Here is a 26266-nt window from a genome sequence, read left to right as displayed (position 1 = left end):
ATCCGATGTTGATTTTCAATCAGGGAAAATATAAAAGTCTGCTTGCCGCCGAAGAGGGCGAACTCGATACGGTGGCGGCACAGGTTGCCGCTGATCAGGATTTCCGCCCTGATTACCATTTGACCGCGCCGTTCGGCTTAATCAATGATCCGAACGGCTTGGTGTTCGACGGTGAGAAATACCACATTTTTTACCAATGGTATCCTTACAGTGCCATGCACGGTATGAAACACTGGCTGCACTATACCACGCCTGACTTCCGACACTTTACCCTCGCCGATCCGCTGATTCCGACCGAAATGTTCGAATCACACGGTTGTTATTCCGGCGGCGCATTGCCGTTAGGAGATTACATCGCCGCGTTTTACACCGGCAACACCCGCCGCAGCAGTGATAACGCACGCATTCCGTACCAAAATATCGCCGTGTTCAGCAAAGAGGGAAAATTGCTGGATAAATACCCCTTGGTGACCTGCGCCCCGACCGGTTACAGCGAACACGTGCGTGATCCGAAGCCGTATTTCACTGCCGACGGCAAAGTGCGGTTTATTTGCGGTGCGCAACGTGAGGATTTAAGCGGCACGGCAATCGTGTTTGAAATGGACAATATCAACACGCCGCCGCAACTGTTGGGCGAACTGACCCTATCGGATTTCGACAACCGCCATATTTTTATGTGGGAATGCCCTGATCTGCTGAAAATCGGCGACAAAGATCTGTTTATTTGGTCACCGCAAGGCAAACAACGTGAAGCACGGCAGTTCCAAAATAACTACCATTCCACCTATGTGATCGGCAAACTGGATAAGTTGGATTTTGAAGTGGAAGCCTTTGCCGAATTGGATTACGGTTTCGACTTTTACGCACCGCAAACCTTTGCCGGATTGGATAACAGCCAAAGTGCGGTCATGCTCGGCTGGGTTGGGTTGCCGGATTTACAGTATCCGAGCGATGAATACGGCTGGCATTCCACCCTCACCATGCCGCGCCGTTTGACCTTGAAAAATAATCGGATTTATCAAACCCCGCTCGAACAGTATTATCCGCAAAACCTGACCGCACTTTCGTTGCAACAAGCCACGGAATTGGCGGATTTGGATTGCCGTTATCTAACATTTAACCCGCAAAACAGCGATTTTAGCTTGCAACTGTTTGATAATGCCGAAGGGCAACATCTAACGTTAAGTTATCAAAACGACGTGTTCTGTTTGGATCGCCGCGCAACCGAACAAACGGAAAGTATGTTGAGCTTGGGCGAACAGCGTTATTGTGCGATTGCAGATTTACAACAGGTGGACATTTTTATTGACCGTTCGGTGATCGAAATTTTCTTAAACGGCGGCGAAAAAGCCCTAACTTCGCGCTTTTTTATTAAAAATCGACAAAACACGCTGCAAAGTTCGCGCCGGTTAGAAATTGAAAGTGCGGTATTAGAGCCGATTACGTATTTGGCGGAGTAATCAAAATCTGATAATTACGCTACAAGTGAATGAAATAAAGTAGGGGCGGATGATATATCCGCCCGAGTACGAAGTGCGGTATAAGCATTTCATCAACAAAAGAAAAACGCAATATTCCGTTCGGGCGGATATATCATCCGCCCCTACGAAATTACGGTTTATACCAATAAAGAAAACATGATCGCTAAACCCAAACGCTGTACGCTGAACGATATTGCCGAACTCAGCGGTGTTTCCAAAACCACCGTCAGCATGGTGCTGAACGGACGTGCCGACGAGTTTCGGATTAAAGACGAAACCCGGCAAAAAATTTTGGATATTGCGCAACAACATCACTATCGCGCCAATATTTATGCCAAAGCGTTGCAATCACAGCGCACGAACACCATCGGTTTGGTGATTCCCGATTTTTCCAACTTCGGCTTTGCCCAAACCAGCCGCATTTTGGAAAAACTGTGCCGTAACCACGGCTTACAACTGATTATCAGCTGTTCTGATGAGCAACCGCACTTGGAAAGCAAAGCGATTGAAAACCTGTTGGAACGGCAAATCGATTTATTAATCACCACGCCGATTCAGCAAAGCAAACGACACTATCCGCACTTAGGCACGATTCCGACAATTCAGTTAGACCGTTTTATCCGAGATGCCGATGTGCCCTATGTGATTACAGATGACCAAAGTGCGGTCACGCAAATGGTCAGCGGCATGATCAAAAAACACGGCTTAAGCGAGTTTTATTATCTCGGCGGTCTGTTGCGGCTCACACCGAGCGAAGCGCGCTTGCAAGGCTTCAAGTGCGGTTTACGACAAGGCGGTTTAACCTTGCAAGATGACTGGATAAAACATCGCGATTATCATTCCGAATCGGGCTATCAAATGATGGCGGAACTGTTGCACGATTTAGGCCGCTTACCGCAGGCGATTTTTGTTGCCTCTTACGGCTTGCTGGTCGGCGTGTTGCGTTTTTTGAACGAAAAAAACCTGTTGGATCACCTTAGCTCAAGGCGCTTACACCTCGCGACATTTGATGACTATGAACTGCTGAATTGCCTGCCGTTTCATATCAATTCGATTCGACAAGATCATCAACAGATCGCCAACCAACTGTTTGCTTCCATTCTGAAATTGCTGGATAAGAAAACGGTGCAAAATAAAATTATCCCTGCCGAGCTGTGTTGGCGCGATGAATAAAACCCTTACAGCAAAAAGACTGGCAATCCTATGCGTAAATGATACAATCGAAAACTGCTTGAGTTAGCGGATTGTTACAATTTTTTGTTACGCCGCTTATTTTTAACTGACGGAGAAATCGCAACTATGTCGTGGAATGGTTCGGATAACAACCATAATTCAGATCAAGACCCTTGGGGCAAACCGGGGCAAAGCGGGCAAAAAAAGCCCGATAACAATTCGGGGCAACAAGATTGGCAAAACAATCCTGAACCCGAGCAACAGCCACATTCGCAACGCAATAAACAACAAGGTCCGCCGGATTTAGAAGATATTTTCAATAATCTGCTGAAAAAAATGGGCGGTGGAGGAAACAATAACCGTCAATCCAACAATAATGCACCGGCGTTCAATTTCGGTAAACTGTTACCGGTTGCGGCGGTGATCGGCGCAATCGTGTGGGGCGTCAGCGGTTTTTACACCGTGAAAGAAGCCGAGCGCGGCGTGGTGTTGCGTTTCGGCAAAGTCAATTCGATTGTGCAACCGGGTTTGAACTGGAAACCGACCTTTATCGATCAAGTCCGTCCGGTGAATATCGAAAAAATCAGCGAACTGAAAACCCAAGGCAGCATGCTGACTCAAGATGAAAACATGGTCGTGGTGGAAATGACGGTGCAATATCGGGTCAATAATCCGGAAAAATTCCTGTTCAGTGTCACCAATCCGGAAAACAGCCTGTCGCAAGCCACCGACAGCGCGCTGCGTTATGTGATCGGCCACATGACGATGGACGATATTTTGACCACCGGGCGTTCGGTAGTACGTGAAGACACTTGGCGTTATCTGGAAAATGTCATCAAGCCGTACGACATGGGCTTAGAGGTGATTGATGTCAACTTCCAGTCCGCCCGTCCGCCGGAGCAAGTGAAAGACGCGTTTGACGACGCGATCAAAGCCCAAGAAGACGAACAACGCTTTATCCGCCAAGCGGAAGCCTATGCCCGTGAAGCCGAGCCGATTGCGCGCGGGGACGCACAGCGTATCGTCGAGCAAGCCACCGCGTATAAAGAACAAGTGGTATTGGACGCACAAGGGGAAGTGGAACGCTTCCAACAACTGCTACCGGAATATAAAGCCGCACCGGAATTATTGCGTGAACGGCTGTATATTCAAGCAATGGAAAACATTATGGCGGAAACCCCGAAAATGATGTTGGATTCCACCGGCGGCAACAATCTGACCGTGTTACCGTTGGAACAAATGTTGAATCAGAAAAAAGCGGCTGAAAGTGCGGTCGAAAAGACAGACGCGCCACAAGCAAAAGGGGCGAATACCAATACCGCACTGGGTAGTGCGGCAAACCGAAATACGCCGGTTCGCACGCCGTCGCCTGCCGCTTCAACCAATAATGAAAACAGCTATATAGGCTCACAACAAGAAGAACGCTATGAAAACAGCACTCGCCAAGGGAGATTCGAATAATGCGTAAGTTTTTATTGCCGGTCATTATTCTACTGGCGGCTATTCTGTATTCCAGTATTGTGGTGATCAACGAAGGATCGCGCGGGATTATGTTGCGCTTTAACAAAGTGCTGCGTGACGCCGATAACAAGGTCACTATCTATAATCCGGGCATTCACTTTAAAGTGCCGTTTATCGACAATATCAAAGTGCTGGATGCCAAAATCCAAACCCAAGACGGACAAGCGGATCGCTTCGTCACCGTCGAGAAAAAAGATTTGTTGGTCGATTCTTATGTGAAATGGCGGATCAGCGATTTCGGGCGTTTCTACACCAGTACCGGCGGTGGCGATTACACCTATGCCGACAACTTGTTACGGCGTAAAGTCAATGACCGTTTGCGTTCGGAAATCGGTTCCAGAACGATTAAAGACATTGTCTCCGGCACGCGCGGCGAGTTGATGACCGGTGCCTTGAACGCCTTAAACAGCGGGGCGGACAGCGCTTCGGATTTAGGGATTCAAGTGGTTGATGTGCGCGTGAAACAAATCAATCTGCCACAAGAGGTATCAACATCAATTTATCAGCGTATGCGCGCCGAACGGGATGCGGTCGCACGGGAACACCGTTCGCAAGGGCGTGAGAAATCGGCGTTTATCCAAGCCGATGTTGATCGTCGCGTGACGGTGATTTTGGCAAACGCCAATAAAACGGCACAAGAATTACGCGGTAGCGGCGACGCCACCGCAGCCAAAGTCTATTCTGACGCATTCCGCAACGAACCGGAATTTTTCAGCTTTGTACGCAGCCTGAAAGCCTATGAAAAGAGCTTTAAAAACGCCGGTAATATGATGATTCTAAAACCGGGCAGCGATTTCTTCCGCTATATGCAACCGGAAAACTAAAACGAATGTCAGCACTAAACAAGCCCTAGCCGCCGCTAGGGCTTTTATTTTTACCTGTTGTTTTTTACTTAAAAAATACAAGAAAATACCGCACTTTGATTGTAGTTAATAACGGAAAATAGTAAAGTAAACAGTTGCGAATCCGTACATCTTAAAAGGTAAAATTATTATGGGGAAAAGTGTTGTAATCCTCGGCGCGCAATGGGGCGACGAAGGAAAAGGGAAAATTGTTGATCTACTGACTGATCGCGTCAAATATGTGGTGCGCTATCAAGGCGGCCACAATGCCGGTCATACCTTGATTATCAACGGTGAAAAAACCGTCTTGCGCCTGATTCCGTCCGGTATTCTGCGCGATAACGTCACCTGCCTGATCGGCAACGGCGTGGTGCTCTCCCCTGCGGCATTAATGCAAGAAATGGGCGAACTGGAAAGCCGCGGTGTCAAGGTGCGCGAACGCTTGCTGATTTCCGAAGCCTGTCCGCTGATTTTACCTTACCATGTTGCGATGGATCATGCCCGTGAAGCGGCGCTGGGCAAAAAAGCCATCGGGACGACCGGTCGCGGTATCGGTCCGGCTTACGAAGATAAAGTCGCCCGTCGCGGCTTGCGTGTCGGCGATCTGTTCAACCGTGAAACCTTCGCTGAAAAATTGAAAAACATCTTGGAATACTATAACTTCCAATTAGTCAATTATTACAAAGTCGAGCCGGTTGATTACGACAAAACCCTAACTGAGATTTTTGCCATTGCCGACATCATCACTGCAATGGTTGCCGATATTCCGACCATTTTAGACAAAGCGCGCTTAAACGGTGACAATATCCTGTTTGAAGGGGCGCAAGGCACAATGTTGGACATCGACCACGGTACTTATCCGTATGTGACCAGTTCCAACACCACCGCGGGCGGTGTGGCGACAGGCGCCGGTTACGGGCCGCGTCACTTGGATTATGTATTAGGGATCATCAAAGCCTACTGCACCCGTGTCGGCGGCGGTCCGTTCACCACCGAACTGTTTGACGAAATTGGGGTGGAAATTGCCAAAAAAGGCAATGAATTCGGGGCGGTTACCGGGCGCCCGCGTCGTTGCGGTTGGTTTGACGCGGTTGCAGTACGCCGTGCGATTCAACTCAATTCGATCTCCGGTTTCTGCATGACCAAATTAGACGTCTTGGACGGATTTGAGCAACTGAAAATCTGCGTTGCCTACAAAATGCCGGACGGCTCCATCGTGGAATATGCGCCGACAGCGGCGGAAAACTGGGAAAATGTCGAGCCAATCTATGAAACCTTACCGGGTTGGTCGGAAAATACGTTCGGCGTTACCGATATTAATCAGTTGCCACAAACCGCGCGCGATTATATCAAACGGATTGAAGAAGTAACCGGCGTACCGGTTGATATTCTGTCCACCGGCCCTGATCGTGTCGAGACCATGATTTTACGTGATCCGTTTGCGTAATACACATCCTGTTATAAAAAACAAATCCCTTGTATTGATCTACAAGGGATTTCAGGCGGATGATAAAGTCTCTTGCTCTAATCATTTCCCTCCCTCCGTATACGGAGGGAGGTGTCCGAAGGACGGAGGGAGGCATAAAGAATGTTAAAAAGTAATATGTTGCATTTTCATATTACCCCTCCCTCCCCATTTTTCTTGCGAAAAACGGTACTCCCTCCGCACGCGGAGGGAGAGAAGTCAGTTTGTCAGCAATCTCAAATCCCTTGTACGGTTTTTTATTTTTGCGATTATGCCGGCCTTATAATGGATGAACCGCTTCGCCATCTTCTTTGTAGAAGACAGTAGGCAAGGCGATAGGCAGGATGTCTAACACCGCTTCGGACGGGCGGCATAACTTACAGCCCTTCTCCGTGATGACAATCGGGCGGTTAATCAAAATCGGCGCTTGCAGCATTGCCGCAATAATTTGTTCGTCGCTGACATTATCTTTATCCAGTCCCAAATCGTGATATGGCGCAACGTTACGGCGCAATAATTCGTGCGGGCTGATAGCTATCTGCTCCAGTAAATTACGCAGTTCGGTTTCATCGGGCGGATTTTCCAAATAATGGATAATCGTCGGCTCAATGCCGCAATGGCGGAGCAAAGCCAAGACATTGCGCGAGGTGCCGCATTCCGGGTTGTGATAAATTGTGACGTTATTCATGTTATTCTCCTCTTATCTGTTAACCATTGAAAAGTGCGGTCGGCTCATGATGATCATCACCGCCAAACCGCACTTTACTCTTATTTTATTTCGCAAGGAACGTTATTTTTGTACTTTCCATGCTTCGCGATCAATATCCAAATCCGAGAATTGCTCAGGGTTGAAGACCGGTTCTTCCACGCCTTGTTTTAGCTGTCGGCGGTAGTCGTTCATCAAGCGTACCACTTGTGGGAACAGCATGATCAACGCCAGCAAGTTCAATAGGGCTAACAAACCCATCAGTGGATCAGAGAAGAAGAAGACCGAAGTTGCTCCCGGTGCGGTTGCGCCGAGGAACAATACGACAATCACGACACAACGTAGGATGAGAATCGGCAGCTGCTCCTTTTTGCCGTAGAACAGGAAGCTCAGTGCGTTTTCGCCTAAGTAATAGTTGTAGATAATGGTGCTGAACGAAAACAACAAAATCGAGAAGGTTAATAAATATTTCGCCCATTCGCCGAAGTGGCTGACAAGGGATTGTTGGGTTAATACTACGCCGTCGATTTCCGCACCCGGTACGTAAACGTTACCCAATAAAATAATGAAAGCGGTGCAGCTACAGATAATGATGGTGTCGATAAACACCGATAATGATTGGGCAATCCCTTGGCTGACCGGGTGGCTGACGTGCGCCGTAGCAGCAACGTTCGGCACAGAGCCTAAGCCTGCTTCGTTCGAGAATAATCCGCGGCGCATACCTTGCGCAATCGCAATCCCCATGCCGCCGCCGACCACGGAATCAATGCCGAAGGCATTTTTAACAATCGTCATGATTAACGCGGGAATTTCGCCGATGTTCATCACGATCACGGTTAATGCCATAAAGATATAAGCAAATGCCATAATCGGAATAATCACGTCCGAGACTTTAGAGATCCGGGTGATCCCGCCAAAGATAATCGCACCGCCGACAATCGCCAGCAGAATCCCTGTCCACATCCGATCAATTTGCAAGCTGTCCAGCACCGCGCCGGCGACGGTATTGCCTTGGAATGCGTTGAAACCGATCGAGAAAGAAAGCATTAAGCAGATCGAATAAGCGATCGCCATCCAACGGTATTTCGCGCCCAATCCGTGCAGAATAAAACGCGCCGAACCGCCACGGAAATGTCCGTCAGCGGTTTTGTGTTTATATAATTGGGCTAGGGTGCATTCGACGATACTGGTCATCATGCCGACGAGGGCCACAACCCACATCCAGAAAACCGCACCCGGGCCGCCGATGGAGATGGCAACCGCCACCCCGGCGATATTGCCGCCGCCGACGCGTCCGCCGATAGATACGAATAGCGCTTGGCGGCCGCTGATTTGGTTTTTGCCGTGTTTATTCGGCTCATTACGCAGAAATTTAAACATCCGTTTAAAGTATTTAAACTGCGCAAAATCACCGATAATAGTAAAAAATAGGCCGAAAATAATCAGCATTGGAATCAACGCCCAGCCCCAAGTCAGGGTGTCGATAATATTAAAGAGTGCTTGGATATAGTCCATAACGTTAGTCCGTTGTTTTCCTGTTAGTGTTGTAATAATAAAATGGAATAAGCTTTCGCGCTGAAAATACTAGCAAAGTGCGGTTAGATGTCAATTGTAAACCGCACTTTCCCCATAAACAGATTACTAAAGTGTGAGCTCTCCCCGTAAATTTTGGCGTAAATAATGCCGCACCTCATCAATACTGAGATCTTGGCTGAGGAGGTAGTGTAACTTGGCAAGTGCGGTTTCGACCGTCATATCATAACCGCTGATCACCCCGACATTCGCCAAGGCATTACCGGTGGCATAACTCTCCATATTGACTTTCCCGGCATAACACTGTGTGAGGTTCAACACGATAATGCCGTCATCATAGGCCTGTTGCAGTAGCGACAGAATTTCCGGCGTATTCGGCGCATTGCCGATACCGAAAGTCAGTAAAATTAAGCCATTCACCGGTTGCTGCAAGACATTGCGAATCACCTCCGGGGAGATTCCCGGATATAACATCACAATCCCAATCGGTTGCGGCGTGATGGTGCGCAATTTAAATTCGCCGCGCGGTAACAGATTTAATGCGGCGTTATTGACGGAAATCGTGATTCCCGCTTCAATCAATGCCGGATAATTGGGAGAAGAAAAGGCGTCGAAACCGTCGGCGTGGCTTTTGGTGCTACGGTTGCCGCGCAACAGGCGGTTGTTAAAAAACAATGTGACTTCGCTGATTGGATAATGTGCCGCCAGATACAATGAATTCAGCAAATTACTTAAACCGTCGGAGCGCAACCCGGAAATGGGGATTTGCGAGCCGGTGATAATCACCGGTTTGGTCAGATTTTCAAACATAAAAGAGAGTGCCGAAGCGGTGTACGCCATGGTATCCGTGCCGTGCAGAATGATAAACGCGTCATAGCGGCCGTAGTGTTTTTTGATATCGTCGGCAATTTGCTGCCAGTGTGCCGGAGTCATATTGGCGGAATCGATCAATTCGGGATATTCGTGTACGGTAAAGTGCGGTATTTCCGGACGTTGCAGTTCCGGCAATGCGGCCAGATAGCTGGTCATAAAGCCCGGCTGCGGCACATAGCCGTATTTCGACGGTTTCATCCCGATGGTACCGCCGGTATAGGCAATATAGATAGATTTTTTGTTCATGGGGTTGCTTGAGGCCGTAGCGAAAAAAGAAAATATAGTATAAGTCTTTTTAACGGAAAAAGTGCGGTCAATTGCGGTTTTCTTTTTTTAACCATACAAGCAAAATGTTTTCTGGAAGTTAAATTTGACTTAGATCTCATTTTGCAACGATTTCTCTTGTTCTGTTTGAAATGAAGTATTACTCTATGTTCAATGAAGTTAATCTTCTTTGGCACTATAATGCATGGAGTTAAAATGTCAAAACTTACAAAACAACAAATCTTGGCAACACTTGAACAGGGATTAATTGCGTCTTGCCAACCGGTCGATGATGGGCCGATGGATTCGCCGGAAATCGTGGCGGCAATGGCGCAAGCTTCGGTGAACGGCGGCGCGGCAGGCTTGCGCATTGAAGGTATCGAGAATTTAAAAGCCACGCGCAGCAAGGTGAATGTGCCGATTATCGGCATTGTGAAACGTGATCTGGATGACAGCCCGGTGCGGATTACGCCGTTTTTACATGATGTGGAAGCGCTGGCGGCGGCCGGGGCGGATATTATCGCCTTTGACGGCACCGATCGCGTGCGCCCTGAAACGCGTGACGTATTGGTTGCCAAAATTAAGGAATTGGGGTGTTTGTCAATGGCGGATTGCTCCAATTACGAAGAAGGGATGTATTGCCAGAATTTAGGCGTGGATTTAATCGGCAGTACGATGTCGGGCTATACCGGCGGCGCAATTCCGAAAGATCCTGATATTAAATTGGTGCAAGATCTGAAAGCGTCCGGTTGCCGCGTTATGGCGGAAGGGCGTTACAACACACCGGAATTGGCGGCGTTGGCAATCGAAAACGGCGCATTTTCCGTGACGGTCGGTTCGGCATTGACCCGTTTGGAGCATATCGTCAGCTGGTTCGTGAATAAAATCAATGCGGTAAAATAACGCGCAAAGAGTAGGGGTTCGGAAAAGATGAGATGTTGTTTGGCGATAGATATTGGCGGAACTAAGATTGCCAGCGCGTTGGTGACGGGCAAGGTCGTTGAACAGCGCCGACAGATAAAAACGCCGCAGGATAAATCAGCCGAAGGTATGGCAAATGTGCTGTCCGAATTATTACGGCATTATAACGGGATGTTTGACGCGGTTGCCGTTGCTTCGACCGGGATTATCAATAACGGTGTCCTGACCGCACTTAATCCGAAAAATTTGGGCGGTTTGGCGGAGTTCCCGTTGCGTGACACTATCGCAAAACACACCCGCCATCCGATAGGTTTGCTAAATGACGTGCAGGCAGCCGCTTATGCAGAATATGCATTACTGGATGAAAAAGTGGATAATTTTGTTTTTATCACGGTTTCGACCGGTGTCGGCGGTGGTATGATTCTGAACCGCGAATTGCAAATCGGTCCAAATGGGGTGGCGGGTCATATCGGGCATACGTTGGCGGATCCGAACGGTCCGGTTTGCGGCTGCGGCAGACGGGGTTGTGTGGAGGCGGTTGCCGCCGGCAGGGCGATTGAAGCCACGGCGGCACAGTGGGAAAATCCGTGCGAACCGAAAGAAGTGTTCGAACGTTTCCGTCAAGGCGTGCCTGAAGCGGTTGCGGTGGTGCAGCGTTCGGCGCTGGCAATTGCCAATCTGATTGCCGATTTAGTGATTAGTAATGATATTCAGCGGGTTGCCGTGGGCGGCAGCGTCGGTTTGGCCGACGGTTATCTACCGTTAGTGCGCGAATATCTACGGCGGTTACCGCACTTTTATCACACCGATGTCGTACCCGCGGTTTGCGGGCAAGACGCCGGCTTGGTAGGCGCCGCACTTTGGATGCAGGCTAGTTTAAAAAACAAAAGGTAAGGACTGAAATATGATTTTGGCTGATTTGACGAAAGAACAGGTAAATCTTGGGTTGCCGGCGGTAATTGCAGACGTGTGCGATTATTTAAACCGACAAGATTTGGCGGCGTTGGAATTGGGACGCCACGACATCACTGCCGATATTTTCATGAACGTGATGGAATTTGACACGGCAGAGGCGGCGAGTAAAAAAGCGGAATTGCACCACCGTTATCTGGATGTACAAGTGTTAATCTCCGGTACGGAGCAAATAGAATTCGGCGTCGGCAATCCGGATCTGAGTAATTATGAAGCTTATCACGAAGATGATGATTACCAATTGACAGCGGTAGAAATTGAGAATAAAAACAGTATTGTATTGCAACCGAAAATGTTTGCCGTATTTTTCCCGTATGAGCCGCATAAACCGGGCTGTAATGTGGCGGGACAAAGCCATAAGGTGAAAAAACTGGTTGTCAAAATTCCTTATACATTATTATAAAATTTGATCGATAGGAGTATGTCATGAATCAAGGTGGAAAAATTTTAGATACCATAGGTGCATTGCAAAGCAGTTTGACAAAGACGGAAAAACGAATTGCGTCCGCGATTCTGACCTCTCCGGATTTACTAAATCAATGTTCATTATCTGAAGTCGCAGCGAAACTGGATGTTGGTGAAGCCACTTTTATTCGTTTTTGTCGTACCTTAGGCTTTAAAGGCTATACCGATTTTAAATTGGATTTGGCAATTGAGTTGGCAACCCAAAACAAAGAGAACGGTTCGCTGTTAGACACTCAAATTGGCGGTGAGGATGAGCCGAGTGAAATTGCGCTGAAACTGCAAAGCGTGCTGTCGAATGTGATTAGCGAAACTATCAATTTATTGGATTTCAATGAATTGGAAAGAGCGGTCGAGGCCATTCGCCGTTCAAAACGGATTTTCGTGTTCGGTGTCGGTTCGTCCGGTTTGACCGCGGAAGATGCCAAACATAAATTCTTGCGTATCGGCTTGCAGGTGGATGCACTCACCAACAACCATTTTATGTATATGCAGGCTTCCTTGATGAATGATCAGGATATTGTGATCGGTATCAGCCATTCGGGTTATTCAATCGAAACCACACAAGCATTAAAAATCGCCAAAGCCAATGGGGCAAAAACCATTGCGATTACCCATAATCTACGTTCGCCGATTACTGAAGTTGCGGATTATGTGCTGATTAACGGCAATCGACAAGGGCAACTGCAAGGCGACTCCATCGGTACCAAAATTTCCCAGTTATTTGTCATGGATTTAATCTACGCCCTGTTGGTACAAGCAGAGCCGGATAATTCGATGAGTAAAAAACAAAAAACATTAAACGTTATTCTTGAACAACGTATTAAATAATCTAATTTTTAGGAGATTTCATGAAAGATTTAAAAGGTATTTTCAGCGCATTGCTGGTTTCATTCAATGAGGACGGAACCATTAATGAAAAAGGCTTGCGTCAAATCGTGCGCCATAACATTGATAAAATGAAAGTGGACGGTTTGTATGTCGGCGGCAGCACCGGTGAAAACTTTATGTTGTCCACCGAAGAGAAAAAAGAAATTTTCCGCATTGCCAAAGATGAAGCCAAAGATCAAATCGCGTTGATTGCACAAGTGGGCAGCGTGAATTTGAAAGAAGCGGTTGAATTGGGTAAATATGCCACGGAATTAGGCTATGACTGTTTGTCTGCGGTGACACCGTTCTACTACAAATTCAGCTTTGCCGAAATCAAACACTTCTATAACACTATTATCGAAGCCACCGGCAACCGCATGATCGTGTACTCCATTCCGTTCTTAACGGGCGTGAATATCGGCGTAGCGCAATTCGGCGAATTGTATGAAAACGAAAAAATCATCGGCGTAAAATTCACCGCAGGTGACTTCTATCTGTTGGAGCGCTTGAAAAAAGCCTATCCGAACCACTTAATCTGGGCGGGCTTCGACGAAATGATGTTACCTGCCGCGGTATTGGGCGTGGACGGCGCAATCGGCAGTACCTTCAACGTCAACGGTATCCGTGCGCGTCAAATCTTTGAAAAAGCGCAAGCCGGACAGATCGAGGAAGCGTTAGAAATCCAACACGTTACCAATGATTTAATCGAAGGTATTTTGGGCAACGGTTTATATCTGACCATCAAAGAGTTGTTGAAGCTGGATGGCGTAGACGCAGGTTATTGCCGCGAACCGATGACCAAAGAATTAACCGCGGAACAAGTAGCCGTTGCAAAAGAATTGAAAGCCAACTATCTGTAAGTTACCGCATACCGCACTTGCGGATATAATTCACGTTTTTTAAAAATCAAAGATGGACTCAACGATGAATAGTCGAGCGGTTCATCTTTTTTATTTGTAAGTAAAAAGGAGGCTTATATGTTTAAAACACTACAAAAAGTCGGTAAAGCCTTTATGCTGCCGATTGCTATTTTACCGGCTGCCGGTTTGTTGCTCGGGATTGGCGGCGCACTGTCGAACCAAACCACGATTTTAGCTTATCCGATTTTGGATAACGATTTCTTGCAGAGTATCTTTAAAGTGATGGCGGCGGCAGGAACCGTGGTTTTTGCCAATCTTGCGCTGTTATTGTGTATCGGTTTGGGCATTGGTTTAGCTAACCGTGATAAAGGTACGGCAGCATTGGCGGCGGTGGTCGGTTATTTGATTATGACCGGTACCATCAGCGCATTGTTAGCGATTTTTACTCCTGAGGCGAGTGGTATTGACACCGGGGTGATCGGCTCGTTGGTGATGGGCTTGCTGGCGGTATGGCTGCATAACCGTTACCACAATATCCAATTGCCGCAAATGCTCGGCTTCTTCGGCGGTTCCCGCTTTGTACCGATTGTGACTGCATTTGCCGCAATTTTTGTCGGTGTGTTCTTTTTCTTAGTCTGGCCGACATTCCAAGGTTGGCTGGTCAGTGCCGGGGAAGGAATTGCAAAAATGGGCGCAATCGGCACATTTTTCTACGGTTTCTTAATGCGCTTGTCCGGTGCGATCGGCTTGCACCACATGATTTATCCGCTGTTTTGGTACACCGAACTGGGTGGCGTGGAACAAGTCGCAGGTAGTGCGATTGCCGGAGCGCAAAAAATCTTCTTTGCCCAATTAGCTGATCCAAATCATCAGGGGTTGTTTACCGAAGGTACGCGTTTCTTTGCCGGGCGTTTTGACACCATGATGTTCGGTTTGCCGGCGGCTTGTTTGGCAATGTACCATTGCGTACCGAAAGTACGGCGTAAACTGTTCGGCGGTTTGTTCTTAGGCGTTGCTTTGACCTCATTCTTAACCGGGATCACCGAACCGATTGAATTTATGTTCCTGTTCGTTGCGCCGTGGTTATATGTGATCCATGCGTTTTTCGACGGGGTATCATTCTACATCGCTGATATTCTGAATATTTCTATTGGTAACACCTTCTCCGGCGGCTTTATCGACTTCCTGTTGTTCGGGATTTTGCAAGGTGACGATAAAACCAACTGGATTCGGGTGGTGTTGGTCGGCTTGCCCTGGGCGGCGCTGTATTATTTTACCTTCCGCTTCTTAATCATCAAATTCAATGTGATGACCCCGGGACGTGATGATGACAGCCAAAGCGAAGAAAACCAAAGTGCGGTTTCAGCCAACAGTGACTTACATGAGAATGCAGTGAAAATTATCACCGCACTTGGCGAAAAAGAGAATATCGAACACGTAGACGCCTGTATCACTCGGTTACGCGTGGCGCTCAAAGACGTGAAAAAAGTGGATAAAGCCGGCTTGAAAAAGATTGGTGCAATTGATGTACTCGAAGTCGGCGGCGGTATCCAAGCGATTTTTGGCGCCAAAGCGGTGTTGTATAAGAGTGAAGTTAATCAAATTCTCGGGTTAGAAGATTAGCCTGAACATTTAAAAAATAGCTTCTAATAAAAATCCCTTGCATATCAAATCTGATCTGCACCCCAAAAGTTGGACTGCAAAACCAACTGACTAAGGTGCAGATTTTTATGACTAAATATACCCAAGTATTGAAACAACAAATCGTTGAATATTACTTTCAACATGCTCAATCTCTCAGTCAAACATCAAAACACGTTCAAGTTGCACCACGCTGTATTCGTCACTGGGTTGCACAATATCAATATTCCGGTCTTGATGGGCTAGCCGTCCTACATATACCACGAAAATATAGGCTTGAAGATAAGCTGAAAGCCATTGAATATTTACAACACACCGAACTGACCTTTGACCAAATTGCACTGAAATTGGGCGTATCAAACGGCAGTGTTGTTTATCAATGGTTGCAACGGTTCAATAAATTTGGCATAAATGGACTGATTGATAAGCCCAAAGGACAACAAGCCGTGAATAAGTTACCGAAGGAGGCAATGCCGATATTACATTCAGACCAAGGTTGGCAGTATCAAATGCCGTCTTATCGCAAGATATTGGCAGATAATCAGATTCAAATCAGTATGTCGAGAAAGGGAAATTGTTTGGATAATGGCGCAATGGAAAGTTTTTTCGGCAGGCTGAAGACAGAATGTTTTTATGTTCGGCAATTTGATACGGCAGATGACATTGAGCAGGCGGTTCATCAATATATTGAGTATTACAATACTGAAAGAATTCAGGGAAAATTAAAAGGATTAAGCCCGATACAATATCGAACTCAATCCGTTCATTAAGCAGTCCAACTTTGTGGGGTCAGATCAAAGAGGATCTACGGTTTTCAATGAGATTAGTTGATGACCTCAACTATTTTTTCTTTTTCGCTTTGGCGTTCGGTAAATCGGTTACGGTACCTTCGAACACTTCTGCCGCCAAACCCACGGATTCGTGCAGGGTCGGGTGCGCGTGAATGGTCAAGGCAAGATCTTCCGCATCACAGCCCATTTCGATTGCCAAGCCGATTTCACCTAACAGTTCGCCACCGTTAGTACCGACGATTGCGCCGCCGATAACACGGTGTGAATCTTTATCGAAAATCAGTTTGGTCATCCCGTCGGAACAGTCAGAGGCAATCGCACGACCGGAAGCCGCCCATGGGAAGGTTGCCACTTCGTAATTGCTCCCCTCGGCCTTACACTCTTTCTCGGTTTTACCAACCCACGCCACTTCCGGCTCGGTGTAAGCGATCGACGGAATCACTTTCGGATCGAAGTAGTGTTTTTTGCCCGCGATCACTTCCGCGGCAACGTGTCCTTCGTGTACGCCTTTGTGTGCCAACATCGGTTGACCAACCACATCACCAATCGCAAAAATATGATCGACATTGGTGCGCATTTGTTTGTCGGTGCGGATAAAGCCGCGCTCATCCACTTCAACCCCGGCAACACCGGCGTCAATCAATTTACCGTTCGGCGTACGGCCGATTGCGACCAATACCGCGTCATAACGGCGGGTTTCATTGGCGGCTTTGCCCTCCATCGAAACATAGATCCCGTCATCTTTCGCTTCCACCGCGGTCACTTTGGTTTCTAGCAACAGGTTGAATTTCTTCTCGATACGTTTGGTATAAATCTTAACGATATCTTTATCCGCCGCTGGAATCACTTGGTCGAACATCTCGACTACGTCAATTTTTGAACCTAACGCGTGATAAACCGTTCCCATTTCCAAACCGATAATCCCGCCGCCCATAATCAACAGATTTTCCGGTACGGTTTTCAATTTCAACGCGTCCGTCGAATCCCAAATACGCGGATCTTCATGTGGAATGAAGGGTAATTGAATCGGACGAGAGCCCGCGGCGATAATCGCATTATCAAATTTAATCGTCACATCGCCTTCTTCACCGGCAACGATCAAGGAGTTAGCGCCGGAGAATTTGCCGTAACCGTTCACCACTTGCACTTTACGCATTTTCGCCATGCCTGCCAAGCCGCCGGTTAATTGGTTGATCACTTTTTCTTTCCAACCGCGGATTTTTTCCACATCGGTGCTCGGCTCGCCAAATACGATCCCGTGTTCTGCCAACGCTTTGGCTTCTTCAATTACTTTGGCAACGTGCAATAACGCTTTAGACGGAATACAACCGACATTCAGGCAAACCCCGCCCAGCGTGGAATAACGCTCGACGATCACCGTATCCAAACCTAAATCGGCACAACGGAAAGCCGCCGAGTAACCGGCAGGCCCCGCCCCTAATACCACAACTTGCGTTTTAATCTCTTTACTCATGATAACCTCTTTTATTGGTTGAGTGCGCAAACCGCACTTTAACACGAATTCAATCACGCCTCTCTTACGTTACCGCTGTGCAGAGAGGCGAAAATAGTGCTTACATCACCAAGCGGCGTAAATCGGACAATACGCCGTTAATAAAGGTGACGAATCGCGCGCCGTCTGCGCCGTCAATCACGCGGTGGTCATAAGACAATGACAACGGTAACATCAAGCGAGGGGTGAACTCTTTACCGTTCCAAACCGGCGTCATTTCCGATTTAGATACGCCCAAAATCGCCACTTCCGGTGCATTTACGATTGGCGTAAAGTGCGTGCCGCCGATACCGCCCAAGCTGGAAATGGTGAAACAGCCGCCTTGCATATCAGACGCGGTCAGTTTACCTGCACGGGCTTTTTTCGAGATTTCCGCTAATTCGCGTGACAATTCGATAATGCCTTTTTTGTTTACGTCTTTAAATACCGGGACAACCAAACCGTTCGGCGTATCTACCGCCACGCCGATATTGATGTATTTTTTCAGGGTCAAACGCTGGGCGTCTTCGGAGATTGAGCTGTTAAAGCGCGGATAAGCTTCCAGGGCTTTGGCAACGGCTTTCATGATAAACACCAACGGCGTGATTTTCACATCCAGTTTTTGTTTTTCAGCCAACACGTTTTGCTCTTTGCGGAATGCTTCCAAATCGGTGATATCCGCTTTGTCCCATTGGGTTACGTGTGGAATCATCACCCAGTTGCGGTGCAGGTTGGCACCGGAAATTTTTTGGATACGGCCCAATTCCACTTCTTCGGTTTCGCCGAATTTGCTGAAATCCACTTTCGGCCAAGGCAACAAGCCCAAACCGGCTCCCGCTGGCGCCGCACCTGCTGCTGCCGCAACCGAACCGGACTCAACCAGTTTGATGGCATTTTTGACATACGCCTGCACGTCTTCTTTCAGGATACGTCCTTTACGTCCGCTACCTTTGACTTTATCCAGGTTGACACCGAATTCGCGTGCCAAACGGCGAACCACCGGCGTTGCATGGGCAAAAACCGCACTTGCGGTCACATCTTGCTGAGAAGCCGCTGCTTGCGCTGTTACCGGCACCGGGGCGCTTTCCGCTTTCGCCGGCGCCGCCGCAGGCGCTGCCGCTTGTGCAGGGGCTGCACCCGCAACTTCAAAACGCATAATCAAGGAACCGGTTGAGACTTTATCACCGGCTTTAACCAAAATTTCTTTCAGTACACCGGCGAACGGTGCCGGTACTTCCATCGAAGCTTTGTCGCCTTCCACGGTAATCAAGGATTGTTCTTCGGCAATAGTATCGCCGACGCTGACCATGATTTCGGTGACGTTAACTTCATCACCGCCGATATCAGGCACATTGACATCAACGATTGACGGTGCTGAACTCGCCACAGGCGCAGCCGCAACCGCACTTTCGGCTACGGCAGGCACGTCGCTTGCCGCGGTTTCAAAGCGCATAATCAAAGAGCCGGTTGAAACTTTATCACCCGCCACAACCAAAATTTCTTTCACTACGCCGGCAAACGGCGCCGGCACTTCCATTGAGGCTTTATCGCCTTCAACGGTCAAGAGTGATTGTTCTTCGCTGACACTGTCGCCCACGCCGACCATAATTTCGGTGACGTTAACTTCATCACTGCCGATATCCGGCACAACGACATCGACAACCGCACTTGCCGCCCCAGGTGCGGCAACAGGCGCCGCTTCCGCTTTGGCTTCAGGTGCAGCAACTGCCGCCGCATCTTCAAACACCATCATTGGCGACCCCGTAGAGACCTTATCGCCGACTTTAACTAAAATTTCCTTGACCACCCCTTTTTCAGGTGACGGCACTTCCATTGAGGCTTTGTCGCCCTCAACATTAATCAAACTTTGCTCAACTTCAACGCTGTCGCCAACGCTGACCATAATCTCGGTTACCGTGACTTCATCACTACCGATATCCGGTACTTGAATTTGTTTAGACATAATTTTTCCTTTCTCTAATGACAATTAAGCATACAGCGGATTCATTTTTTCTGCGTCAATGCCATATTTCTTGATGGCGTCAGCGACGACTTTGCCCTCAACCACACCTTGTTTCGCCAATTCGCTCAGCGCAGCAACCACGACATAGTGTGCATTCACTTCAAAGTGTTCACGCAGGTTTTCACGGCTGTCGGAACGTCCGAAACCATCGGTACCCAACACGCGGTAGCTTTGTGCCGGAATAAACGGACGGACTTGTTCTGCGAACAGTTTCATGTAATCGGTTGCCGCAATTGCCGGCGCGTCGTTCATCACTTGCGCAATGTATGGTAAGCGTGCTTTTTCGGTCGGGTGCAACAGATTCCAACGATCAACATCCGCACCTTCACGCGCCACTTCGGTAAATGACGGTACGCTATACACATCGGAGGTTACGCCGTATTCGTCAGCCAACAGTTTCGCCGCTTCACGTACATGGCGTAAAATCGCGCCTGAACCCAGCAATTGCACTTTGCCTTTGCCTTGACCGGTGACGGTTTCAAATTTGTAGATCCCTTTACGGATGCCTTCTTCCGCGCCTTTCGGCATTGCCGGTTGGTCGTAAGTTTCGTTCAGGGTCGTGATGTAGTAGTAAACGTTCTCTTGTTCAGGCCCGTACATACGACGCACCCCGTCTTGCATAATCACGGCGACTTCATAAGCGAACGCCGGATCATAAGAGATACAGTTCGGAATAGTCAGCGACTGAATGTGGCTGTGTCCGTCTTCATGTTGCAGACCTTCGCCGTTCAGCGTAGTACGACCGGAAGTACCGCCGATCATAAAGCCGCGTGCTTGTTGGTCGCCCGCCGCCCACATTAAGTCACCGACACGTTGGAAACCGAACATCGAATAGTAAACGAAGAACGGAATCATCGGCATATTGTTGGTGCTGTAAGAAGTTGCCGCGGCTAACCAAGATGAGGTTGCGCCCAGCTCGTTGATCCCTTCTTGCAACACTTGCCCGTCAATCGCTTCACGGTAGTAAGAAACTTGCTCGCGATCTTGCGGAGTATAGTTTTGACCGTGCGGATTGTAGATCCCGATTTGACGGAATAAGCCTTCCATCCCGAAAGTACGCGCTTCATCGGCAATAATCGGCACAATGTGTTTGCCAACGGATTTATTTTTCAACAATACGTTTAATGAACGCACGAATGCCATGGTGGTTGAAATCGGACGCGCTTGCGCTTCAAATAATTGTGCGAACTCTTCCAATTCAGGCACTTGCAGCTCGACTGTGAAACGTGGCGAACGCTTCGGCAAATAACCGTTCAACGCTTGACGGTGTTGGTGCAGGTATTTGTACTCTTCCGAGCCTTCGGCAAATTTGATATACGGCAGTTTTTCGACTTCTTCATCGCTCAATTCGATAGAGAATTGGTCACGCACATGACGCACACCGGACATATCCATTTTCTTCACTTGGTGCGCGATATTTTTACCTTCCGCCGCTTCGCCCATGCCGTAGCCTTTGATGGTTTTCACCAACAATACCACCGGTTTGTCTTGGACTTTTTTCGCTTTATTGAATGCGGCGAACACTTTAATCGGATCGTGACCGCCACGGTTCAGCGCCCAAATTTCATCATCAGTCATATCGGCAACCAAGGCTTCGGTTTCCGGATAACGGCCGAAGAAGTATTTACGCACATAGGCACCGTCTTTTGATTTAAAGGTTTGGTAATCGCCGTCAACCACTTCCATCATTAATTTCAGTAATTTACCGGAGGTATCACGTTGTAACAGACGATCCCAACGACGCCCCCAAATCACTTTGATCACTTCCCATCCTGCGCCGGTGAACAGACCTTCCAATTCTTGGATAATTTTACCGTTGCCGGTAACCGGACCATCCAAACGTTGCAGGTTACAGTTGATCACAAACACCAAGTTATCCAGTTTCTCCCGTGCCGCAAACGAGATCGCACCGCGTGATTCCACTTCGTCCATTTCACCGTCACCTAAGAAGGCATAAACGGTTTGATCGGCAGTATCTTTCAAACCACGGTTGTGCAAATATTTTAAGAAACGCGCTTGGTAAATCGCATTGATTGGCCCTAAGCCCATAGAAACCGTCGGGAACTGCCAGAATTCCGGCATTAATTTCGGGTGCGGATAAGAGGAAATGCCTTTACCGTGGACTTCTTGGCGGAAATTATCCAGTTGCTCTTCGGTCAAACGCCCTTCTAAGAACGCACGCGAATAAATCCCCGGAGAAATATGACCTTGGAAGAACACCAAATCGCCGCCGTTTTTCTCTGTCGCCGCTTTGAAGAAATGGTTAAAGCAGACTTCATAAATGGTTGCCGACGATTGGAAAGACGCCATGTGCCCGCCCAGCTCCAAATCTTTTTTCGACGCACGCAACACCATCATCATCGCATTCCAACGGATCGCGCCACGGATACGGCGTTCTAAATCCAAATTGCCCGGATAGTTAGGTTCTTCACTGGTCGGAATCGTATTGATATAGTCGGTGGTCACGCCGCTCGGCAGAGAAACGCTGTTGGCTCTGGCACGTTGCATGATTTGTTCAATGATAAATTGGGCGCGTTCAACCCCCTCTTCACGGATTACAGAATCGATTGCCAACAGCCAATCATTGGTTTCAACTGCATCCACGTCATTTTTAACTGTTTCGGACATGGTCATTTCCTTTTTGTTGATGAAAAAACATTGAGAATCGGCATTGCTGCCAAATCCCCCAAAGCCAAGTAAGCGATAAAAAACCAAGCCGCTAAAAACTAACTAGCTAAAAACAAAGGAATTTTAAAACTTACCCTGTTTCTTTAAGAATTTGTAATAAAAATGCTAAAAATTATCTTATCTAATATAGCTCAAAATCAGGCAAATATTAATCCCTTCCTTAAAAATATCTCTCAATTACTCAACTTTTTTTATAAAAATACTCAATTATGTTGAGGAAAACGGGAGGTTGCCGTCGAACGCTCCGTTTAACAAACACAAAAAAGCCCGTTATTTGCTTTAATAACGGGCTGTGACAATATCAAGTGCGGTTGCAAACCGGTGTTACCATCTGTAACCGATACCGGCATTGGCGCCATAATTATTGCCGGCATTAACCGCACCGACTTTGAACAACCATTTGCCGTTGCCGGACGCATGAGAGAAACCGATCGCCATCCCGTTTGCACTTCTCCAGTTACCGGCAGCGAAAGCGATCACGTTTTCATTTGGCAACACGGCTTGCGGAATTGCCGCCACCGCCAATGCCGCCGCGATACCTTGTTGGGCTTTTCTGTCCACTTGCGATACTTTTTTATCCAAGGATTTCAGTTGCGTATCATGGTGTTGGACTTGGTTGGCTAAAGCGCCGATACGTCCAGTGGCATTCTCCAATTGTTTGTTTAGTGAGGCAGATATTTTGCCTAATTCAACATTGGCGGCACCAACACGTTTATCCAAAGCAACAAATTTCTCGCCGTTTTCTTTTTGTGCCTCTTGCTGCGCTTTATTCAAACCGTCAAATGCTTTGGTGACCACTTCAACTTTTTTGTCAGTTGCTTCAAGCCGTTTGCCCACAGCCGCAAAGCCTTGTTCGTTTTTTTCTTCGTTTGCTTGGATCACTTCACCGACACGCGCAAAGCCCTGCTGAGTTTTTTCTTCGTTCTCTCGGATTGCTTCGCCAACGCGGGTAAAACCTTCTTTGATTGCCTTATCATTGGCTGCAAAAGTGTTACTCACCGTTTCAAAACCTCGGCGCACTTCTTCGAATTTGCTGTCGGCCTCGCCGGCGCGTTTTTCCAATTGAGTGAGCTGCCCCTTGTGTTTTTGTGCTTGTTCTTCCAGGTTACCGATTTTGACGTTATTGCCATTCAGGTTAATTGCCATGGTTTTTCGTTGATCTTCCGTTTCAGCCAAATCTTTTTTCACCTCAAATAATTGAGCGCCATTGACGGCTTGTTTGCTATCTTTATCCAATTGTCCGCCTGCAACATTATGAATTGTTACGCCAGCGCTCGTCACCCCTTTTGAGCCAATCAAAACCACATCATCTGTTGCATTGAATTGGTCTTGTCGGAGATATTCTCCAATGTTTTTCGTCGTATAACGAAGAGGCGGGGTCGACGCTTCAATTTCAAGATAAGCTGTCTTATTATCACTTCTAAGTGTAACTCTGGTACTATCCTCATTACCGGATGTAATAATAATTTCATTAGCCGAAACGGTTTCCGTATCAGTCTTAAAAGTTGTTTCAGCATAAGCGCCTACAGATAACACAGATAATACCAAACTGGAAATTGTGAGTTTTTTAAAATGTTTCATAATGCATTGTTCCTTTACGATTAAATTAATTACGCACGTTATTAATTAAGCTTATAGAAATAACCAACGGATAAATCTATTTTCAAATTAAAAACAAATATCCGCCAAGCATTAGACAACAAAACAATATTCAAAAACATCACTAGACTCCGTGATTTTCGTTTAAGAAATCTAGTGATTTTTTAATTAAATCCATCACAATCATTCATCATATGGGTTACCATTAAAATGGATAAAAATGCTATCTTTAATCGCCCCGAGGATAAAAACCGCCAGCACGGCAACAATTAGCAAGGCTATCACGCCGATTAAAACTTTCATTTCCCACTCAACATTGAGAATTATAATTATTTGATTAGAACATAGTTACAAGCAAGCGCATATAACAAAATCCTGTGATTTTAAATACCCCACAAATATTAAATTAAAAACAATGCAAGTAAAATTTATGTAACGGTAATAATGGAGTTGCTGAAAACCGGCAAGTTACAAATATAGAGACAATACGGATATAGCTAATTTTTGTGATAGTAAAAATGCGTTATTTACTATATTATCACGGCTCTTTTTATATGTTTGAAATCATTTCCTTTATCATCATTTGCCCCGCATTTGATTAAGTTATTAAAAATACTAAAAATAAAAACAGGTTGTTAGGAAAAACTTATGCTGAATTTACTTGCTCCCCTGCTTATTGTAGAAAGCGACATACAGATACAACAGCGATTGCATGCATTGCTGTTAAATCTTGGGTATAAATCATCCGATTTAATTTTTACCGAATCCATTAGCAGCACGATTGGCATTAACTTAACAAATATCGCTTTTGCGATTATCGACTTGGATCTATCCGATGGAAACGGGTTAAGTATCATCAATGCGTTAAACACCTCAGATAATAAACCGCCAATGTTGGTGCTTTCCTCAAGTCATCGTGAAACGACCATCATCAATGCGATACAGGCCGGCGTAACGGCATATATTCTGAAAGAAAGGGAGGATTTTGAATTGTTGAGCGCCATTCGCAATGTTTTGCAAGGCGGTGTGGTGATCGATCCGTTTATCACCAAACATATAATCAATTTATTACCACTCTGCAATAAATTTACTCATTTTGACCAACAAATTAAGGAAGAAAACAATAATATCTGCCTGACCACGCGAGAAAATGAAATTTTGAAACACATCGCCAACGGATTAAGCAACCAGGAAATTGCCGATCAATTATATTTATCACGCTATACTATTGAAACGCATATCCGCCATATTTACCGCAAGCTCACCGTGTGTAACCGTACTAAAGCGATCAGTAAAGCACGTAAAATCGGATTGATATAGTATGATTGCAACCGCCAATAATTTGAGTATTTGTATCAATTATCATCTTTTCCAGATAAATGTCATTAGTTTGCTTATTCTGGTTATCGTCTGCGCCTGTTGTTATTTTATCAGCGCAAAGGAAAAATATTTTATTTGGTGCGCCATAGCCGCAATCGCCTGGCTAACGTTTATTTACAGTTTGTTAACCCCTGATCTATCCTTATTTTATAATGGGATTCCGCCATCAAAATTAAGCCTTACCTTTTTGATTAGCTTTACTTTTGTCTTTAATCTCTTTCTGCGCGACTTCACCTTGCAACGGTTCACGCCATTAGAACGCTATAGTTTTTATTTTATCGCCATTTTCCTACTATTATTATATTTAGTACCGTATGTGATTATTAGCAGCGTTCTGTCTATTACGATTTATTTAGGATTTATTCTATTTGTTCGCAGTATTATCAATACCCTTTTCACTAAGGCAAAATATGTCGCATTGCTCAATATCGTATTAAGCATAAGCCTGCTTCTTGGTTCTATCGAATTCCTAAAATATTTAGGCTTTATCGATTATGAACCGTCACTCATTTTACTTATTTCACTATTTTTAACGATTTCACTCACTGCCATTGTATTATTGCGCATGCTAAGCGATCGACGTTATGCCGGACGCTTGCCTTTTTCTTCATCCCGGCACTGACAACTAGCCTTTTAATCCTAAATTCTATACAATCAGCGCAATTTTTATCGCGGACAAACAGCAAAGTGCGGTTTGTCCGTACTTGTT

General features: G+C 46.7%; 20 protein-coding genes and 2 pseudogenes. 15 read left to right on the top strand and 7 right to left on the bottom strand.

Translation table 11 applies throughout. The annotated features are described in order from the left end of the window. Positions 1 to 5: 5 nt before the first annotated feature. From ACWA5Z_RS07770 to purA, 5 genes are all read left to right on the top strand, one after another. Entirely contained in the window at positions 6 to 1460 is a 1455-nt protein-coding gene (locus ACWA5Z_RS07770) for a glycoside hydrolase family 32 protein (protein WP_431051186.1), read from the top strand. A 177-nt stretch (positions 1461 to 1637) separates the two neighbouring features. After that, positions 1638 to 2654 carry a LacI family DNA-binding transcriptional regulator gene (locus ACWA5Z_RS07765; RefSeq protein WP_431051184.1) on the top strand — a complete coding sequence of 339 codons (1017 nt, stop codon included), beginning with the start codon at positions 1638 to 1640 and terminating at the stop codon, positions 2652 to 2654. A 126-nt stretch (positions 2655 to 2780) separates the two neighbouring features. After that, positions 2781 to 4115: an FtsH protease activity modulator HflK gene (gene hflK, locus ACWA5Z_RS07760; RefSeq protein ID WP_431051182.1), complete on the top strand. Its 1335-nt coding sequence runs from the start codon at positions 2781 to 2783 to the stop codon at positions 4113 to 4115. Further along, positions 4115 to 4999, top strand: coding sequence for a protease modulator HflC (gene hflC / locus ACWA5Z_RS07755; RefSeq protein ID WP_431051180.1), 885 nt, complete (start codon positions 4115 to 4117; stop codon positions 4997 to 4999). Before hflK ends, hflC begins: the two co-directional genes overlap by 1 nt. A gap of 169 nt (positions 5000 to 5168) precedes the next feature. After that, the gene (purA, locus tag ACWA5Z_RS07750; RefSeq protein ID WP_431051178.1) at positions 5169 to 6464 is read left to right on the top strand and encodes an adenylosuccinate synthase; all 1296 of its coding nucleotides are present in this window, start codon (positions 5169 to 5171) and stop codon (positions 6462 to 6464) included. Between the two features lie 298 nt (positions 6465 to 6762). Here the strand turns inward: purA and arsC are convergent, their stop codons facing one another. The 3 genes from arsC to ansA form a co-directional block, all read right to left on the bottom strand. After that, the gene (gene arsC, locus ACWA5Z_RS07745) at positions 6763 to 7170 is read right to left on the bottom strand and encodes an arsenate reductase (glutaredoxin) (RefSeq protein ID WP_431051176.1); all 408 of its coding nucleotides are present in this window, start codon (positions 7168 to 7170) and stop codon (positions 6763 to 6765) included. Positions 7171 to 7272: 102 nt separating this feature from the next. Then, entirely contained in the window at positions 7273 to 8703 is a 1431-nt protein-coding gene (locus ACWA5Z_RS07740; RefSeq protein ID WP_431051174.1) for an alanine/glycine:cation symporter family protein, read from the bottom strand. A gap of 126 nt (positions 8704 to 8829) precedes the next feature. Next, on the bottom strand, positions 8830 to 9840 hold the full coding sequence (ansA, locus tag ACWA5Z_RS07735; RefSeq protein WP_431051172.1) for an asparaginase: 1011 nt from the start codon (positions 9838 to 9840) through the stop codon (positions 8830 to 8832). A gap of 234 nt (positions 9841 to 10074) precedes the next feature. On the opposite strand from ansA, the gene ACWA5Z_RS07730 reads away from it, so the two are divergent. The 8 genes and pseudogenes from ACWA5Z_RS07730 to ACWA5Z_RS07695 all read left to right on the top strand — a co-directional run. Next, complete coding sequence (locus tag ACWA5Z_RS07730) at positions 10075 to 10761, top strand: N-acetylmannosamine-6-phosphate 2-epimerase (protein WP_431051170.1); 687 nt, start codon at positions 10075 to 10077, stop codon at positions 10759 to 10761. Positions 10762 to 10788: 27 nt separating this feature from the next. Then, entirely contained in the window at positions 10789 to 11673 is an 885-nt protein-coding gene (locus ACWA5Z_RS07725; RefSeq protein ID WP_431051168.1) for an N-acetylmannosamine kinase, read from the top strand. Positions 11674 to 11683: 10 nt separating this feature from the next. Continuing rightward, positions 11684 to 12154 carry an N-acetylneuraminate anomerase gene (gene nanQ / locus ACWA5Z_RS07720; protein ID WP_431051166.1) on the top strand — a complete coding sequence of 157 codons (471 nt, stop codon included), beginning with the start codon at positions 11684 to 11686 and terminating at the stop codon, positions 12152 to 12154. Between the two features lie 23 nt (positions 12155 to 12177). Next, positions 12178 to 13044 carry a MurR/RpiR family transcriptional regulator gene (locus ACWA5Z_RS07715; protein ID WP_431051164.1) on the top strand — a complete coding sequence of 289 codons (867 nt, stop codon included), beginning with the start codon at positions 12178 to 12180 and terminating at the stop codon, positions 13042 to 13044. A 20-nt stretch (positions 13045 to 13064) separates the two neighbouring features. Continuing rightward, positions 13065 to 13943 carry an N-acetylneuraminate lyase gene (nanA, locus tag ACWA5Z_RS07710; RefSeq protein WP_431051162.1) on the top strand — a complete coding sequence of 293 codons (879 nt, stop codon included), beginning with the start codon at positions 13065 to 13067 and terminating at the stop codon, positions 13941 to 13943. 117 nt (positions 13944 to 14060) lie between these two features. Continuing rightward, a complete protein-coding gene (locus ACWA5Z_RS07705; protein ID WP_431051160.1) occupies positions 14061 to 15566 on the top strand; it encodes a PTS transporter subunit EIIC in 1506 nt (501 codons plus the stop codon). 107 nt (positions 15567 to 15673) lie between these two features. Continuing rightward, positions 15674 to 15961 (top strand): annotated as a pseudogene (locus tag ACWA5Z_RS07700) (transposase); the annotation flags it as partial. Between the two features lie 60 nt (positions 15962 to 16021). Then, positions 16022 to 16354, top strand: a pseudogene (locus tag ACWA5Z_RS07695) (transposase); the annotation flags it as partial. Positions 16355 to 16424: 70 nt separating this feature from the next. Here ACWA5Z_RS07695 and lpdA read toward each other — a convergent pair. The 4 genes from lpdA to ACWA5Z_RS07675 form a co-directional block, all read right to left on the bottom strand. Next, the gene (gene lpdA / locus ACWA5Z_RS07690) at positions 16425 to 17849 is read right to left on the bottom strand and encodes a dihydrolipoyl dehydrogenase (protein ID WP_431051158.1); all 1425 of its coding nucleotides are present in this window, start codon (positions 17847 to 17849) and stop codon (positions 16425 to 16427) included. 100 nt (positions 17850 to 17949) lie between these two features. Beyond that, the gene (gene aceF / locus ACWA5Z_RS07685; protein ID WP_431051156.1) at positions 17950 to 19830 is read right to left on the bottom strand and encodes a pyruvate dehydrogenase complex dihydrolipoyllysine-residue acetyltransferase; all 1881 of its coding nucleotides are present in this window, start codon (positions 19828 to 19830) and stop codon (positions 17950 to 17952) included. A gap of 24 nt (positions 19831 to 19854) precedes the next feature. Then, positions 19855 to 22518, bottom strand: a complete 2664-nt coding sequence (gene aceE, locus ACWA5Z_RS07680) for a pyruvate dehydrogenase (acetyl-transferring), homodimeric type (protein ID WP_431051154.1) — start codon at positions 22516 to 22518, stop codon at positions 19855 to 19857. Between the two features lie 384 nt (positions 22519 to 22902). Then, entirely contained in the window at positions 22903 to 23877 is a 975-nt protein-coding gene (locus tag ACWA5Z_RS07675; protein WP_431051153.1) for a YadA C-terminal domain-containing protein, read from the bottom strand. A 948-nt stretch (positions 23878 to 24825) separates the two neighbouring features. Between ACWA5Z_RS07675 and ACWA5Z_RS07670 the strand changes: the two genes are divergently transcribed. Then, on the top strand, positions 24826 to 25497 hold the full coding sequence (locus ACWA5Z_RS07670) for a LuxR C-terminal-related transcriptional regulator (RefSeq protein ID WP_431051151.1): 672 nt from the start codon (positions 24826 to 24828) through the stop codon (positions 25495 to 25497). Between the two features lies 1 nt (position 25498). After that, complete coding sequence (locus ACWA5Z_RS07665) at positions 25499 to 26179, top strand: hypothetical protein (RefSeq protein ID WP_431051149.1); 681 nt, start codon at positions 25499 to 25501, stop codon at positions 26177 to 26179. Positions 26180 to 26266: the final 87 nt, after the last annotated feature.

Source organism: Testudinibacter sp. P80/BLE/0925, from assembly GCF_053570785.1.
The sequence above is the reverse complement of the archived record's forward strand: the minus strand, read 5'-3'. Positions and strand labels throughout refer to the sequence as shown.

Excerpts from the sequence above, each read along its gene's own strand:
- ACWA5Z_RS07665 (WP_431051149.1), top strand. The coding sequence starts at position 25,499 with ATGATTGCAACCGCCAATAATTTGAGTATTTGTATCAATTATCATCTT.
- ACWA5Z_RS07705 (WP_431051160.1), top strand. The coding sequence starts at position 14,061 with ATGTTTAAAACACTACAAAAAGTCGGTAAAGCCTTTATGCTGCCGATT.
- arsC (WP_431051176.1), bottom strand. The coding sequence starts at position 7,170 with ATGAATAACGTCACAATTTATCACAACCCGGAATGCGGCACCTCGCGC.
- lpdA (WP_431051158.1), bottom strand. The coding sequence starts at position 17,849 with ATGAGTAAAGAGATTAAAACGCAAGTTGTGGTATTAGGGGCGGGGCCT.
- ACWA5Z_RS07765 (WP_431051184.1), top strand. The coding sequence starts at position 1,638 with ATGATCGCTAAACCCAAACGCTGTACGCTGAACGATATTGCCGAACTC.
- hflK (WP_431051182.1), top strand. The coding sequence starts at position 2,781 with ATGTCGTGGAATGGTTCGGATAACAACCATAATTCAGATCAAGACCCT.
- ACWA5Z_RS07730 (WP_431051170.1), top strand. The coding sequence starts at position 10,075 with ATGTCAAAACTTACAAAACAACAAATCTTGGCAACACTTGAACAGGGA.
- ACWA5Z_RS07670 (WP_431051151.1), top strand. The coding sequence starts at position 24,826 with ATGCTGAATTTACTTGCTCCCCTGCTTATTGTAGAAAGCGACATACAG.
- hflC (WP_431051180.1), top strand. The coding sequence starts at position 4,115 with ATGCGTAAGTTTTTATTGCCGGTCATTATTCTACTGGCGGCTATTCTG.
- ACWA5Z_RS07715 (WP_431051164.1), top strand. The coding sequence starts at position 12,178 with ATGAATCAAGGTGGAAAAATTTTAGATACCATAGGTGCATTGCAAAGC.
- ansA (WP_431051172.1), bottom strand. The coding sequence starts at position 9,840 with ATGAACAAAAAATCTATCTATATTGCCTATACCGGCGGTACCATCGGG.
- ACWA5Z_RS07725 (WP_431051168.1), top strand. The coding sequence starts at position 10,789 with ATGAGATGTTGTTTGGCGATAGATATTGGCGGAACTAAGATTGCCAGC.
- aceE (WP_431051154.1), bottom strand. The coding sequence starts at position 22,518 with ATGTCCGAAACAGTTAAAAATGACGTGGATGCAGTTGAAACCAATGAT.
- ACWA5Z_RS07740 (WP_431051174.1), bottom strand. The coding sequence starts at position 8,703 with ATGGACTATATCCAAGCACTCTTTAATATTATCGACACCCTGACTTGG.
- aceF (WP_431051156.1), bottom strand. The coding sequence starts at position 19,830 with ATGTCTAAACAAATTCAAGTACCGGATATCGGTAGTGATGAAGTCACG.
- purA (WP_431051178.1), top strand. The coding sequence starts at position 5,169 with ATGGGGAAAAGTGTTGTAATCCTCGGCGCGCAATGGGGCGACGAAGGA.
- nanA (WP_431051162.1), top strand. The coding sequence starts at position 13,065 with ATGAAAGATTTAAAAGGTATTTTCAGCGCATTGCTGGTTTCATTCAAT.
- nanQ (WP_431051166.1), top strand. The coding sequence starts at position 11,684 with ATGATTTTGGCTGATTTGACGAAAGAACAGGTAAATCTTGGGTTGCCG.
- ACWA5Z_RS07770 (WP_431051186.1), top strand. The coding sequence starts at position 6 with ATGTTGATTTTCAATCAGGGAAAATATAAAAGTCTGCTTGCCGCCGAA.